We start from the raw sequence: 14,140 nt of genomic DNA, 5'->3' as shown, positions 1-14,140 counted from the left end.
GTTATGGCATACTCTGACTCGGACTTTCACCGAGCTGATAAAGCGCCCTCACGGGTGCACGGTTCGGGGCAAAGCCCTGACAAAGGCTTTCATGTCCAAGCTTCTCTTGCAAGGGTGGTGAATCGTTACCGTGTCGACAGGGTGAACATGGCGGAGCCTGAAGGGGGTATGCGGACTTTTTGTTACCGCGCGTTGATCCAGTAATGACATCCACCCAACCGTTCGCCAAAAGCCGTCTCCTGCCAGCCTGCTTCGGCCAGTTGCCGCCGCAACACCTCGGGCAACAATCGTTCTGCCTCGGGTGGCCCAGCCTTTTGCCCTGTTTCCCGTTCAGGGCAGGCCTGTGCATGGCCCCAATCCAGGATGGCCAACAATCCACCAGGACGCACAATACGCCGAATCTCCATAAGGGCTGCTCCCACCGGAACCTCATGCAGGGTAAAAGCAGAGAACACGGCATCCCAACCTCCAGAGTCCAATCCCGTGTCCAACAGGTTTGTCAGGAGCAGATCCAACCGGGGGTGCTTGCCCAATCTCTCCTGAAGCATGGCAAAGATCGGTTCCTGCAACTCCACTGCCGCCACCCGGCCCGTTGCGCCGGTTGCTTCCAGCAGGGCCTGGGTGAAAAACCCGGCTCCACATCCCAGATCCACCACCCGCATGCCGGGAAAAATACCCATTTCCCGCACCAGTGCCAGCGGATCCGCCACCATGCGTCGCTGTGGGTCCAACAACGAAGCCGCTTTTTTCGGATCAAACAAGTGTTTGGGATGATGTCCCACCAGAGGTTCCATGTGTTTTTCTTCCTCGCAGGGTAGCCTTACTCTCCGATGACATGCAGCACCACATCTCTTCGATGTGGCTGCCGGCGGTGTTCACAGAGGTAGATGCCCTGCCAGGTTCCCAGCACCATCCGGCCTTGGGCAACCGGAATGGTGATGGAAACCTGTGTGAGGGCAGTTTTGATGTGTGCCGGCATATCATCCGGTCCTTCGCTGGCGTGCCGGAACCACGAGGTGCCTTCCGGGACCAGGCGGTCGAAAAAAGTGACCAGATCCAGCAAAACATCGGGGTCGGCGTTTTCCTGGATGGTCAGGCTGGCCGATGTGTGCCGGCAAAAAACGGTTATCTGGCCCGTTTGCACACCCTGTTTCTGCAACCACTGGGCAATCTCTCTGGTGATTTCCAACAATCCCACACCTTGTGTTTGGATGGTCATGGTCGTTTGGGCGTGCCGCATGTGTTTTCGATCCTCCCAATCGTGTAACGATTCAACCCTCTGAGAGTCACCTTGCAGCGGGGAAAACCTTGCGGCACTCCCACACTCCAAACCATCATGCCACCATGTATCCACAAAGGCCCACTCGAAGGAGAGATTGGCGGAAATGTGCATCACAGGGTGGAAATTTGCAAACAGCTATGCGCGTTTGCCGGAGGTCATGTTCACCCGGCTCCGGCCAACAGTGGTCAACTCTCCAGAACTCGTCATCCTGAATCACGCGCTCCTCGAAGAACTTGGGCTCCGGGTTGCTGGATCGGACGATGCAGCTTGCGCCCAACTTTTTTCCGGGAACCGCTTGCCTGAGGGATCGGAACCCTTGGCCCAGGCCTATGCGGGCCATCAGTTCGGCCATTTTACCATGTTGGGGGATGGGCGGGCGATCGTTTTGGGTGAGCATGTCACCCCTTCCGGCAAACGGGTTGATATCCAGTTCAAGGGGTCCGGTCGCACGCCGTATTCCCGCAATGGTGATGGAAAAGCAGCCCTGGGGCCCATGCTGAGGGAATATATCATCAGCGAGGCCATGCATGGATTGGGTATTCCGACAACACGAAGCCTGGCTGTGGTCACCACCGGCGAACCAGTCCTGCGCGAAACCGTGCTACCGGGTGCCATCCTGACCCGGGTGGCAAGCTCCCATTTGCGGGTGGGGACATTTCAGTATCTGGCCATGCGCCGGGATGTCGAGACACTTCGTGTCATGGTCCACCACACCATTCACCGTCACTATCCCGACCTGGCTACAGAAGAGAATCCCCCCCTCGCCTTGCTGCGAGGGGTGATGCAACGCCAGATCGATCTGGTGGTTGATTGGATGCGGGTCGGTTTTGTTCACGGGGTGATGAATACCGACAACGTGACCCTTTCAGGGGAGACCATCGATTATGGCCCCTGCGCATTCATGGATATCTATGATCCTACTACTGTTTTCAGTTCCATCGATCATCATGGCCGCTACGCTTTCGGCAACCAGCCCCCTATTCTTCAGTGGAATTTGGCACGTTTCGCCGAGACGCTGCTGCCGTTGCTGCACGACGACCACGGAAAAGCCGTCACCCTGGCTGAAGAGGTCATCCATGGTTCTGCTGATCTTTTCGCAGCACGATGGCACGCGATGATGTGCGCAAAGCTCGGCATCGCAGGTGAAGATGCGGAGGATACATCCCTGGTCGCAAATCTGTTGGCATGGATGCGGGAGAACCGCATCGACTACACCCGGACCTTCCGGTTCCTCTCCATCGACTCTCCGCCCGCAGAGGAGATATTTCAGCAGAGGGCGTTCAAAGAGTGGCACAAAAAATGGCAAGCTCGTTTGGAACGCGAGCCACTCTCGCGCACAGCCTCCCTGGAGCTCAGACGTACCCGTAACCCCGCCATCATTCCCCGCAACCACAAGGTAGAGGAAGCCCTGAACACCGCCTCAGAGAAGGGCGACCTCCTCCTGGTGAAAAAGCTTCTGGAAGCCCTGTCCAGCCCTTACGATGATCATCCGGAGCTTATCCCCTATCAAACGTTACCGGAGGCCGACAATCGCGTCTATCAAACTTTCTGCGGAACATGAACCATATTGACATTGAATAAGAAATAATTGTGTTATTTTAAACCGGTTCACAAAACAAAAGAGTCACTATTCAGCACCCTTTCAAGGAAAGCCTGGACATGAAAGCCTTTGTCAGGGCTTCGTCCCGAACCCCATCAGGACGCTGCCTTAAGCCCTGCCAGTGAGACAGCCCCCTGGACCCAGGTGCGATGCCGGGTGCTGAAAAGTTACACAAAAACATCCTCAAGGGAGTCGGCGAACACAAAATTTTCGCTCCACTTTTCAATCATATTCAAGTCCGCTGAATGAATTTTCTCGATCATTTCGTCCGGAACCAAGCCGAAGCGGCGATGCAGCAGACGCAGCAAGACGGCAGCCTCCACATCCCGTCGGCCTCTTGCCTTGCCAATCTCGATCCCTCTTTGTTCGCCGATCTCGATCCCTCTTTGTTCGCCGATCTCGATCCCTCTTTGTTCGCCGATTCGTTCGCCAATCTGGATGCCTCTTTTTTCTCCCTGTTGTTCGGCGAAAATGATGGCGCCGCGTTGATCCTGGATGAATATCTCCCGCTTTTCCTGATCTTCCAGCTCCTCCGGGGAGAGGGCAGCCTTGTTGGCAATGGCAAAGGCTTTTTGGATGGCCGGTTCGTCAGCCAAGGTTTTGGGTACGGTTTGCAGGCCGCCAGCGTGTTTTAAAAAGTAGAACCATTTATCCACGATGGAAACGAGATGGTCTTGATTTTTGGTAAATTTGGGCAGTTCGGCAAAAAGGAGTTCCAAATCATCCAGGGAAATTTCCGGGTTGGCGCCGGCCCGCAGCATGAAGCGGTTGATGATGTCGGGCAGCTCCTCGAACATGGTAAAATCGGTGATGGTGATAGCCACCACATTGGTCAGCAGGCGATAGTGTTCACCTGTCTGGATCTGGCCGGCATAGGCTTTACAGGCGTTGTAGAGGATCCTCTTTTCAAACCCGGCAACATTGAGAACCTGCATCTCGATGATATATGCGTGGCTTTTTTGATCTTTGACGCGGACATCCAGAAAGCTATCCTTCATCCCCTTGATTTTAGGGGCGAGGTAGGGATCCAGAATGGTGACTTCGGTGATCTGGTCGGGGGGTTCCAGGGCAAGAAGGGCGTTCAAAAAACTGATCAGGACATCCCGGCTCTCTTCAGAGCCGAAGATTTTTTTGAAGGCAAAATCGGTCTTTGGATTCAGGAAGCGCATGGGGGGGGAGCATGACTTTTTTTCAGCAAAAAATCAATCCTATTTTGCCTCCCAACGTCAGACATGGCCTGCCGTACCATAAAAAAAGCGGCCTTCCTGCCGGAAGGCCGCATCAAAGGCGTCAGGTTTTATCATCCACCTGCCAGTATCAATGACCGGCGGTAATCAGGGCATCGATACTGGCGGAAAAAGCCTTGAGGGGGTATGGAGTCTCCCCAACGCTGTGAATCCGCACCAGATAGTTGTCGCGCACGAAGGAGAGCGACGTAACCGGATCATCCAGACCGGCGAAGGAGACATCCCCTGTGGCCAAACCTTTGCTGTCGGCTTTGGGAAGGGGGTGAGGCGCAGAACAACCCAGCAGGTGGTCGATCATGGCCTCGTGTGCCTTGTCAGGTTCCTTGAAGGGGTGGACATAAACCGTCACCAGAGTGACTTTTCCATCACCATAAGTGTCCAGATGACCGCCTCCGCCCAAGGGGTAGCGATTGATCAAGGGCAAAGGCAACTCCTTGGAGGTGAGCGCCCGTGGAGCCCCTCTTTTTTCCGTGCCTCCCCCCCCACGATGCCACTGCTCAAAGCCATACATCTCCTTGAGCATCCTGCGACTTTCGTTTGTTTGGTCCATGGTGTTCTCCATTATTTGACGGCGCGTCGACCGCTTTGGGTGTAGGGCCTCTGGCCTGTCGGAAAACAGGATCCGATGCCGTTGGAATCGTTGGTGGCCAACCGTTCCCGATAGGTGAGGTCAGTAAAGGGAGTTGCAATGGGCAAGACAAGGGGTAACGGCTGCTTGGAAAAAACCGTTTGCAAGAGAAGCATGGGGGTGTGGAGGGAACCCGCGCTCCAATTCCACGGATTGTTTGATCCGTCGAATTGGAGGCAGGCGTCGTAGATGGCGTCATTCATACACGTCGCACTTTTCCAGACCACCTCGTGGTAACTGAATTTCCCTCCCGTCCCGGAGAGGTTTGGAAATGGGCAGGCCCAGGCGGTATAACCAATTGCTATAATTTTGTTGCAGGAGAACCCATCTGGAGGGGTTGATTGGGATCCGTGGCATAGTTGGCGGTGAAGTAGCTGACCGGATCCGCGACCTGGGCATGGCCGATCATATCCGGCGAGTAGTAGGGGTAGCCGGGTGAAGGCACTATTCCGTCATCCGACAACGAGTCCCGCATGAGAAATCCATCATAAGTTGGCATCTGTTCACTCCCCTGAAGATGTTGTGGTGGTGCGTTGTTAAACATATGTATTGATATTCCGCATGTTTATCATCACAGGGTTTGATAAAAAAAGTCAATGATAAAATTTATAAATTTTATCTTTCACGGCCTTACATGATTGATTGCTGCGAAACTGTTTTAATGGTATGGTTGTTTACAACGAACATGGAAAACTAAAAAGAATTTATTATTGATTATTCTATTGGTAAAACAACATTAAGATATAAAAAGATCTGCTTGCGGGTAAAAGCAGAGTTGATCCGGGGGCATGCTCGTCCTGATCAGGCAGGCAGGGTCTTCTTGGACAATGTCATGATGGGGTTCTGGATAAAGCCCTGAAGAGACCTTCTTGCAGATGGTCCTGGCCAAATGGTGAGGTTCTGGATAAAGCCCTGAAGAGACCTTCTTGCAGATGGTCCTGGCCAAAAGGAGAATCAAGTCACTGAATGATCACCGATAGATTTTGACCTCATTGAGTCCAGCACCAGGCCCGTTGAACGAAAGGATGTCGATCCGAACCGCATCGGCTTGCACGATGGACGGGGAAAGCTGATAGGTTGTCCATATCGGGTATGGATTCATCCGGATTTTCTGCTGGTGAACAACGTCTCCTTGATTCAGAACTGACAACAGTATCTCGTTGCTTGAATGGTAATGTCGGTAGCTGATTTTTGTATTCAATATTTCGATGCTGGTTATTTTTTCAGCCTTCTTAAAATACAAAATGGCTGAACCCAATTCACCTCGTGGCAACAACCATTGATCCGGGCAAATATCCTGGATACTGCGATCATCAAGCAGATTGGCGCCATGATGGATCCATATTTTAGACGAGCCATGATCTTGCGTCGGATTGTTTTGTATAACATCCACAAGTTCTCCAGAATATTTTACATCGCTGATAGCAACAAGAGTCGATTCGATATTAAACAAACGCTCGCGTCTTATATAAAAATCGGGGCAGTTGTCGTAGGAGTGAAACCGCGTGATTTTTACAAAACCCTTATCGACAAATTTTTCAAGCTCGGGAAAAGAGGAAATTCCTTGATCTGCTCCGCGTTGGTGAGGTGGAACATTGCAAAGGACCAGAGGTGTGACGTCAATGACGAAGTCCGGGTTGTTTGTGTTTAAATCATGAATCAACCTTTTTCTGAGAAAAGGACGGTATTTTGATTCGACCGTTTGGCGTTGGGTATGTGTTTCATGTGTTGCAGGGGTGATCCCGGAAGCAACATACCAATCTGACATATAGCCCCAGACAAACAAATAATCCTCGGGTTTCGGACGAACCCATTGCAATATATGAGGGGATTTAAACAACATACCGTCCATCTGTTTTTCATTCATGGCGATCGAATGATTATCTTCCTTGATGTCGGAGACTGAGCTGTCGATAAAATTGTAAAACATGAATGTTGATATTAAATAAATTATGAATTTATAAATATATTTTGCATCTGCCAATAATTTCATCATGCCAGCAAACAACAATCCTGCTGCTATGGTGCCGATGGGCAGAAGGTAATTTAAATAGTGAACAAATTTCCTCCCAGGCCACACAATACAAAAATACGAGACTGGAATCAATACCATAAAGATATAGACAGTCTGATTTTTTTTTGATTCTGAACGATACGCCAACATCGTCCATATTGAAATGGCTGCTGTGATGATATAAAAATACAGCAGAGACGCATAAAGATGGTCAGTCTTGGCAAGATATATAAAGTCTGATAAACTTATGGGGCGTCGGGTATATTCAATGTTGTATAGTATATAACCGACATAGAACTGCTGGAGATCTCCGCTGACTGTTAAAGGTACCAGGAACAATAATGTGGGCAACGTTAAACAGAAAATCACCGTTGCCACGTATTTCCAACGACCACCACGGGCATCCACTTCCGATATATGATAAGCCCGCCAAAGCAGACAGAATCCCACCCAGGCGGCCATCGGAACACCCTGGAGCTTGGTCAGAAAAACCATCCCCAGAAAAAAAGCCGAACATGCAAACGTCCTGAGACGCAGGTCCGCTCCAGGAGCCATGTCGAGCGTGCGGACAAGACAATAAGAACCAATCATAAGGAAAAACAGGGAACTTTGTTCGGCACTGTTATGGATAAAATCCGAGTGGCTTGTCGTGCCAAAGAATATGAATAATGGCAATGTGAACAATGTTGCAGCCACGGTTGATCCGGATCGTCTTATAATTAAATAGGTAATAATACAAATCACACCGATGATAACCACGCTCAGCATCCTTGTGGTCGTGTAAGTGACGTCAAGGTTGAACAAACGGGGCCAGGCAGCGAGCAAAGAGTGGATGGGACCATTTGTATGGGGATCAAGCGTATCCCAATTCAGCCATCCTTGACGCAATCTCAAAGTATTCGCCATGGTCTGGGCTTCATCAGGGTTCAAATGCATGTTGATCTGAAAATAACGCGACCGCTCAAGAATTAAAAATAAAATACCAGCACCCAAAAATAATGGTTGATGCCTGCGCTTGAGAAAATTTTCTTTTGTAAACCACGCATACTTTTCGCTTAAAAGAAGAGCCGTTGTCCATACAAGAAATAGCGACAAAAGCGCAAGATGAAAACCGGTCAACTGAAAAAAGTTTGGCAACTCATACATGACATGGCGTCCCATAACTCAAATACCTTCACAAAGGTCACAGACAGGCCATCATTCATCCCATTCCACAAACCCACTCTTTGGCGGAAAGTGACAGAGACAGACGAACGATGTTACCATGGTTTCCCTGTGTTTGAACTGTTCAGTACCACTCCGCATCGTCACAAATGGTTCCAGGAGACTCATGGCGTGAAATTTATCCACTGTGCCGATATTCATCTTGACAGTCCCTTCGCAAGATTGGCACCACGCACCGATGCCCCCCACGCGACACTGGTCCAATCCACCCGCCGCGCCTTCTCCAGATTGATTGACCGAGCCATCGAAGAACCCGTGGATTTTGTCCTCATTGCCGGTGATCTTTATGATGGCGATTGGCGCGATTTCAATACCGGCCTCTTTTTTTCTGCCGAAGCCAGCCGCCTGAATCGCGCCCATATCCCCATCTACCTGCTCCACGGCAACCATGATGCAGCCAGCCAAATTTCCCGTTCTCTTCCTCTTCCCCCCAATGTCCATCTCTTTTCCCACCGGCACAGCCAAAGCTATCGTCTTGACGCCCTGCGTGTGGCCCTACACGGCATGAGCTTCGGTACGCGGGCCATCACCACCAATCTGGTACCGGATTACCCGCCACCCGACCCCGGTTATTTCAATATCGGCCTCCTGCATACCGCTGCATCCGGGCGCGAAGGTCACGAACCCTATGCACCCTGTACCATCGCAGATCTCGTCACCAAAGGATATGACTATTGGGCGCTTGGACATATTCACACCCGGGAACTCATCCAGACCGCCCCCCATATCGTCTTTCCGGGCAATATTCAAGGACGCAACATCCGGGAAACCGGCCCCAAAGGGTTCAATCTGGTTACGGTCCAGGATGGCCGTGTCCAGGAGCTCCATTTTATCCCCGTGGATCTGTTCCGCTGGGAAATGATCACCGTGGAGATGGACGGTATCGATGAGCCGGAAACCGCCCTGGCCATGGTCGAACAGGCCTGCCGAAACATCTGGGAGACCCAGCCAGGTCACCCCTTGTGTCTGCGGATCCAATTTCGGGGAAAGACGCCACTCCACAGCTATCTGCTGCACGATATCGACACTCTCCTTGCCACCTGTCAAGCCAAAACCGATCTGGTAGGAGAGGGCATCTGGATCGAAAAAGTCCAAGTAACCACCCAGCCGCTCCCAAACCGGGAAACGCTCCCGGAACGCCGCGATGAGGCGGCAGCCCTGCTGCGTGCCATCCGGGAGGTGGCCGACAATCCGTCAGCGCTAACCAAACTCCTCCAGGAATACCAGGAGATGCTGCGTCACCTCCCCCCTGACGCAAGACTGCCTGCCCCGCAGCAGGAGACCCTTGATCAAGAAGAGATCCGCCTCATTCTGGACGAGGCCATGGCCCTTTTGGAATACCGCATCGTGGAGTCGGAATAAGCCATGCGCATCGAACGCCTGCTCCTCACCCGCTATGGCCACTTTACCGCCACAGAACTCGACATCACCCAGGGCGCCCCTGGCATAGTCATCCTGCTGGGCGACAACGAGGCGGGAAAATCCACCTTACGGGAGGCATTGGGCGACCTGCTCTTTGGCATCCCCGAACGAACCGCACAAAATTTTGTGCATCGCAACAACACCTTGCAAATCGGGGCACGCCTGCTCTCCAGCCGAGGTGAACGCCTGGATTTTCAACGTGTCAAGCGGCGCGGCAACACCCTTCAGGATCTCCAGGGGAACCCACTTCCTGATGGCGTCTTGACACCCTTTCTGGACGGGGCCGATCGCAAACTGTTCGACAATCTGTTCGGACTCAGCCAGGACTCCCTGCGCACGGGTGGTGAACACATGTTGAAGGCCGAGGGCCGCCTGGGCGAGATGATCTTTGGCGCCGCTGGCGGATTGCGCGATCTGGTCTCCCTGTTGGCCACTCTCGATGAAGAGGCCAAACAGATTTATACCAGCCGCAAACGCAGCGCCCTCCCCTTCTATCAAACCTTGGACGCCTGGAACGATGCCCGCCGCAAGGTAAACCAGCTCTTGGTCGGTTCCGAGGAGTGGGGAGAGGTGCAACGAAATCTGGCGGCAGCAGAAGAAGAACAGGAGCGTATTTTTGCGACCGCAAGGGAACTACAGACCGAACGCACCCGCCTGGAAAGGATGCGGCGGATTTTCCCTTTCGGGCAAGAGCTGCGCAACATCCAAACCGAACTCTCCCTGGTAGCCACGACCCCTGATCTACCGGAAAACGCCCCAGACCTCTACCGGCAAGCCAGCGAACAACGGCAGCGTGCCGAGGAGAAGCGTCTGGAACGGGAACAGGAACTGGCAGCCATCCGGCAGGAGATGGGGGCACTAACCGTGCATCCCCCCCTTTTGGCTCGTGCCGAAGAGATCGAATCCATCCACGCCGGACGGGGTGCCGTGCTCAAGGCCCGCAAGGACTTACCGGGCCTGCAAGGGCAACAACAGCGCAGCAGCCAACGGCTGGAACATCTGGCACGGGATCTTGGCCGTTCCTGGCAGACGGAAGAGGTGATCCGTTTGGCCCCTCCCGGCATGGTATTGGAGGAGGCTCAACGCCTGATCGCCGCCTGGACGCGCCTGGATACGGAGGAGAAACGGACCCGGGAACGGGTTCTTGAAGCTGAAACAGAGCTGAAACGTATCCAGGATCGCCTGGATGGACAACCCCTCCCACAGGATGCAACCCCCCTACGCCTGGTTGTGGAGGATACTCTTGCCAAAGGCGACATTCCGGGGCGCCTGAAACAGGTACGCCATACCGTATCCAATCTGGAGCGGCGTCTGCAAGATGCCCTGGCCAGGCTCCCTTTGTGGCAGGGAGATGTCCAGCTGCTGGCGAGGATTCCGCTCCCGTTGGCTGCAACGGTGCGCCGATTTGAAAAAATTTTGGAAACGGGCCACCGCCGGTTGGAACGTGCCCAAGAGCATCTTGAGAATGTCTCCCAACGCCACCAACACACGGTCGCCGAACTGGCCCAGGTACAAACCGGCGCCACCATGCCCACACCGGAGGCAATCCGTCAACTTCGGCAAGAGCGGGATCGGGTGTGGCAGGCCATCCAGGTATTCATTGTCAAAGGCCTCTGGGCCGAGGAGGATTCCCCGCCTGGCGTCATGGCGGAGCAGTTCATCCGGACCCTTCTGGCCGCCGACCACCTGGCCGACCGACGGGTCACGGAGATGGAACGTCTGACCCGGCATGCCGCTTTGCAAGATCAACTGGTTCAGGCACAACAGGCAATGGTCGCCGCAACTGCCGAGCAGAAGGCTGCCCGGCTGGAGTTGGATGAACATATCGCCCAATGGCGCCAACAATGGCCTTTTTTGGCCGCACCCCCTGGCTGGCCGGTGGAAATGTCATCCTGGATGGTGGAACGCGAGGGCATCCTTCGTCTGGCGGAAGAGTTGACCACCATCCGCACCGAAGCTGACTCCTTGCACCAGGTGGCGCAGTGTGCCCGGCAGGCGCTGATGGAGCGGTTGCAACCATTGATCTCATTGTCGGATCACACCCTGGATCTTCCTGACCTGTTGCAACGCGCTCGGGACACCCTGGAACATGGCGAACGCGCCCACACGGCGTGGTCAACTTTGCGGGCCGAACAGGAGAGATGTCAGATCGTCTGGCAACGGGAATCCCAACGTCTGAAGGAGGTTGTGGAGCGCAGGGAAACGTGGCTGAAAGAGTGGCGCCGGGTGATGGAAAAAATGGGTCTGGAGGAGACCCTCTCCCCCGAGGCCGCCGGATCGGCCCTGGCTACATGGCGAGACATTCGCCAGGAAGCGGAAAAATGGCGCGACCTCGGCGAACGCATTCATGGCATCCAACAAGAGGAACAGGATTACACCCGATGGGTCCGCAATGTGGCGACCGACCTTGCCTTGCCGACAGAGCAGCCCGGGATAGAGGTTGACATCCTGGTCGTGGCCCAGGAACTCTTTCACGCTTTGACGCGCCACCGCGAACAGGAACGACGCACGAAAGAGCTGGAAAAACGTATGACCCGGGCCACATCCGCCATCCATAGCGCCGACGCCGACATGGCCCTGGCTACCCGGCAGTTGCAAAGTTTGCAGCGCCAGGCAGGAGCAGCGCATGACAGCGAATTGAATGCAACGATTGAGCAGGCAGAGCGTAAACGCAAACTCCTTCGGCAAAAACGGGAAGTCACCGCACGTATCGTCAGCGAAGCGGACGGGACAACCCTGGAACAAACCCTGGCTGAACTGTCGGCTGTGGATCCTGACCGGATCAAGGTGGAGATTGACCTGCTCACACAACGTCTGGAGGCACTGCTTCCTGCCAGCAGCCAAGCCGGTGAACAGGTGCAGAGGCTACGCACCCGAACCACGGAGTTGACTTCTGGCCGGGGAGCCGCATTGGCCAACCAGGATCGCAACGACGCACTTGCCAGATTGAAGGAGCACGCCCGCCGGTGGATGGTGCTGCGTTCGGCGGCATTTCTTCTAGGGGCAGGTATCGACCGCTACCGCCAGGAGCGGCAGGGTCCGATTCTGAAACGTGCCGGCGAACTGTTCCGCCTGCTGACCTGCAACAAATTCATCGGCTTTCGCGCCGAGTACGACCAGAAGGACACGCCGATCCTGTTTGGGTTACGTCCTGACGACAACACTTGTCCGATTAACGGCATGAGCGACGGCACCCAGGATCAACTCTATCTTGCCCTGCGGGTTGCCATCATCGAGACCTACGGACAACACAACGAGCCCCTGCCTTTTATCGCCGACGATCTTTTCGTCAATTTTGACGATCAGCGTTCCGGTGCGGGTTTTGATGTTTTGCTCCAGTTGGCACGCTCGACACAAATTCTGTTTCTGACTCACCATCACCACCTAGCAGCCCTGGCAAAACAGCGGGGCGGGGAGGAGGTTGCCATCGTTCCCATCTGATGGCAATGATCGCTTGTTTGTTGTTATACGCACCCCTTTTCCCAGACCTTTTTTGCGCTATTTGCAAAAAAGGCCTGCGAGAAGGGCCATGGCCCCACACTGGACGCGCATTTCAGCGCCCAGTGTGGAGCGTATGGCAGATTCTCCAGCCGGATGCATCATTTGGGATCATCATGGCCGAAGGATGATCAAGGCCCAAAACATGACACATCCTGCCGCAAAAATCACTTGACCTCGATCAGCTCAACCCGGCGGTTTTCTGCCCGTCCTGCCGCTGTTTTGTTGTTGGCAAGGGGGTGCGTGGCACCGAAACCCTTGGAGGAGAGGCGGCTGGCAGGAATACCTTGTTTGACAAGGTATTCCTTGACGGACTTGGCACGTTTATCCGAGAGTGGTCCGTTGATCTTGGGACCGCCCCGGGTGTCCGTATGCCCTTGAATCTGGAAATCAAGACCCGGATTGGCTTTCAACACCTTGACCACCTCGCCAAGTGAGGCATGGGCACTGGCCGGAATCTCCCAACGGTCAACCTTGAAGTTGACATTCTTGATCACCCAGCACCCTTCGGAGGTGACGCTCGCCCCTTTGGGGGTATTGGGACATTTATCCCGGCTATCAGAGACACCGTCATGATCGGCGTCTCCATCAACCTTGTGTGTTACGGGTTCCGGAGCGGAGCGCTTCACCGGTTCGGCAACCGGTTGCACAATTGGGCACCCCTTCGCATCCACCTTGGTCCCTTTTGGTGTGTCCGGGCACTGGTCGGCGCCATCCGGCACACCGTCACCATCGCTGTCAGCCCAGGCTTCCTCGCCAAAATAAACCTGGGTTCCTGCACTGGCCAAGGGGTGAAAGCCTCGCTGCGGATGCCACTGCGGCCACCCTTGGGAAATCCATCCCTCCTGTACCGGACCTGCCACGCCTGCATTGCCGCCGAGGGTCAGGGAAAAGAGCCCAACCCCAAGAATTGCCATACCCTTCAGTGACTTCATCTCTCCTCCTGTATATTTAAAACCATCCTCTACCGGTGCTTCCCACAAGGAGCCAAGCCCCATTGCGTGCGCACTCTACACCCTATCTGCCGAAGCTAGCGCGGACTTCTAGCATCTTTCTACCACAACTTCCATGTCAATTCGACCTTTGTCTCCCACTGTCTGTGGTTCGCAACCACCCTACACCCTTTCGAAAAGGGTGTAGTCATCACTGTGGTTCAACATTTTCCAATGGACTAGTGGCTCAACCGACATGATTTGAAGTGTTCACTTTTCGTGACTATTCCGCA

Annotated in this window: 11 protein-coding genes; 3 read left to right on the top strand and 8 right to left on the bottom strand. The window is 54.0% G+C overall.

Translation table 11 applies throughout. The features are described 5' to 3' along the window. Nucleotides 1-182: 182 nt before the first annotated feature. The gene (locus HQL63_02895) at nucleotides 183-794 is read right to left on the bottom strand and encodes a methyltransferase domain-containing protein (protein MBF0175788.1); all 612 of its coding nucleotides are present in this window, start codon (nucleotides 792-794) and stop codon (nucleotides 183-185) included. 26 nt (nucleotides 795-820) lie between these two features. After that, the gene (locus HQL63_02890) at nucleotides 821-1,240 is read right to left on the bottom strand and encodes a YjbQ family protein (GenBank protein MBF0175787.1); all 420 of its coding nucleotides are present in this window, start codon (nucleotides 1,238-1,240) and stop codon (nucleotides 821-823) included. A 145-nt stretch (nucleotides 1,241-1,385) separates the two neighbouring features. Between HQL63_02890 and HQL63_02885 the strand changes: the two genes are divergently transcribed. Continuing rightward, a complete protein-coding gene (locus HQL63_02885) occupies nucleotides 1,386-2,843 on the top strand; it encodes a YdiU family protein (protein MBF0175786.1) in 1,458 nt (485 codons plus the stop codon). A 206-nt stretch (nucleotides 2,844-3,049) separates the two neighbouring features. Here the strand turns inward: HQL63_02885 and HQL63_02880 are convergent, their stop codons facing one another. From HQL63_02880 to HQL63_02860, 5 genes are all read right to left on the bottom strand, one after another. Then, nucleotides 3,050-4,051 carry an Rpn family recombination-promoting nuclease/putative transposase gene (locus HQL63_02880; protein ID MBF0175785.1) on the bottom strand — a complete coding sequence of 334 codons (1,002 nt, stop codon included), beginning with the start codon at nucleotides 4,049-4,051 and terminating at the stop codon, nucleotides 3,050-3,052. A gap of 148 nt (nucleotides 4,052-4,199) precedes the next feature. After that, nucleotides 4,200-4,679 (bottom strand): hypothetical protein, encoded by a 480-nt coding sequence (locus HQL63_02875; protein ID MBF0175784.1) that lies wholly within the window; start codon nucleotides 4,677-4,679, stop codon nucleotides 4,200-4,202. 11 nt (nucleotides 4,680-4,690) lie between these two features. Next, nucleotides 4,691-4,960 carry a hypothetical protein gene (locus HQL63_02870; protein ID MBF0175783.1) on the bottom strand — a complete coding sequence of 90 codons (270 nt, stop codon included), beginning with the start codon at nucleotides 4,958-4,960 and terminating at the stop codon, nucleotides 4,691-4,693. A 98-nt stretch (nucleotides 4,961-5,058) separates the two neighbouring features. Continuing rightward, nucleotides 5,059-5,256, bottom strand: coding sequence for a hypothetical protein (locus HQL63_02865; GenBank protein MBF0175782.1), 198 nt, complete (start codon nucleotides 5,254-5,256; stop codon nucleotides 5,059-5,061). Between the two features lie 471 nt (nucleotides 5,257-5,727). Next, complete coding sequence (locus tag HQL63_02860; protein MBF0175781.1) at nucleotides 5,728-7,917, bottom strand: phospholipid carrier-dependent glycosyltransferase; 2,190 nt, start codon at nucleotides 7,915-7,917, stop codon at nucleotides 5,728-5,730. A 189-nt stretch (nucleotides 7,918-8,106) separates the two neighbouring features. Here HQL63_02860 and HQL63_02855 point away from each other — a divergent pair, with 189 nt between their 5' ends. Together HQL63_02855 and HQL63_02850 are read left to right on the top strand one after the other, a co-directional pair. Then, nucleotides 8,107-9,357 (top strand): DNA repair exonuclease, encoded by a 1,251-nt coding sequence (locus tag HQL63_02855; protein ID MBF0175780.1) that lies wholly within the window; start codon nucleotides 8,107-8,109, stop codon nucleotides 9,355-9,357. A gap of 3 nt (nucleotides 9,358-9,360) precedes the next feature. Then, nucleotides 9,361-12,858, top strand: a complete 3,498-nt coding sequence (locus HQL63_02850) for an AAA family ATPase (GenBank protein ID MBF0175779.1) — start codon at nucleotides 9,361-9,363, stop codon at nucleotides 12,856-12,858. 224 nt (nucleotides 12,859-13,082) lie between these two features. On the opposite strand, the gene HQL63_02845 is transcribed toward HQL63_02850, so the two are convergent. Further along, the gene (locus HQL63_02845) at nucleotides 13,083-13,850 is read right to left on the bottom strand and encodes an OmpA family protein (protein ID MBF0175778.1); all 768 of its coding nucleotides are present in this window, start codon (nucleotides 13,848-13,850) and stop codon (nucleotides 13,083-13,085) included. Between the last annotated feature and the right edge of the window lie 290 nt (nucleotides 13,851-14,140).

This window comes from Magnetococcales bacterium, assembly GCA_015231175.1.
Classification (GTDB): Bacteria; Pseudomonadota; Magnetococcia; order Magnetococcales; family DC0425bin3; genus HA3dbin3.
Note: the sequence above shows the minus strand (reverse complement) of the source record. Positions and strands in the feature narration are given on the sequence as shown.

Coding starts and splice junctions, on each gene's coding strand:
- HQL63_02895 (MBF0175788.1), bottom strand. CDS start 794: ATGGAACCTCTGGTGGGACATCATCCCAAACACTTGTTTGATCCGAAA.
- HQL63_02890 (MBF0175787.1), bottom strand. CDS start 1,240: ATGCGGCACGCCCAAACGACCATGACCATCCAAACACAAGGTGTGGGA.
- HQL63_02885 (MBF0175786.1), top strand. CDS start 1,386: ATGTGCATCACAGGGTGGAAATTTGCAAACAGCTATGCGCGTTTGCCG.
- HQL63_02880 (MBF0175785.1), bottom strand. CDS start 4,051: ATGCGCTTCCTGAATCCAAAGACCGATTTTGCCTTCAAAAAAATCTTC.
- HQL63_02875 (MBF0175784.1), bottom strand. CDS start 4,679: ATGGACCAAACAAACGAAAGTCGCAGGATGCTCAAGGAGATGTATGGC.
- HQL63_02870 (MBF0175783.1), bottom strand. CDS start 4,960: ATGAATGACGCCATCTACGACGCCTGCCTCCAATTCGACGGATCAAAC.
- HQL63_02865 (MBF0175782.1), bottom strand. CDS start 5,256: ATGCCAACTTATGATGGATTTCTCATGCGGGACTCGTTGTCGGATGAC.
- HQL63_02860 (MBF0175781.1), bottom strand. CDS start 7,917: ATGTATGAGTTGCCAAACTTTTTTCAGTTGACCGGTTTTCATCTTGCG.
- HQL63_02850 (MBF0175779.1), top strand. CDS start 9,361: ATGCGCATCGAACGCCTGCTCCTCACCCGCTATGGCCACTTTACCGCC.
- HQL63_02845 (MBF0175778.1), bottom strand. CDS start 13,850: ATGAAGTCACTGAAGGGTATGGCAATTCTTGGGGTTGGGCTCTTTTCC.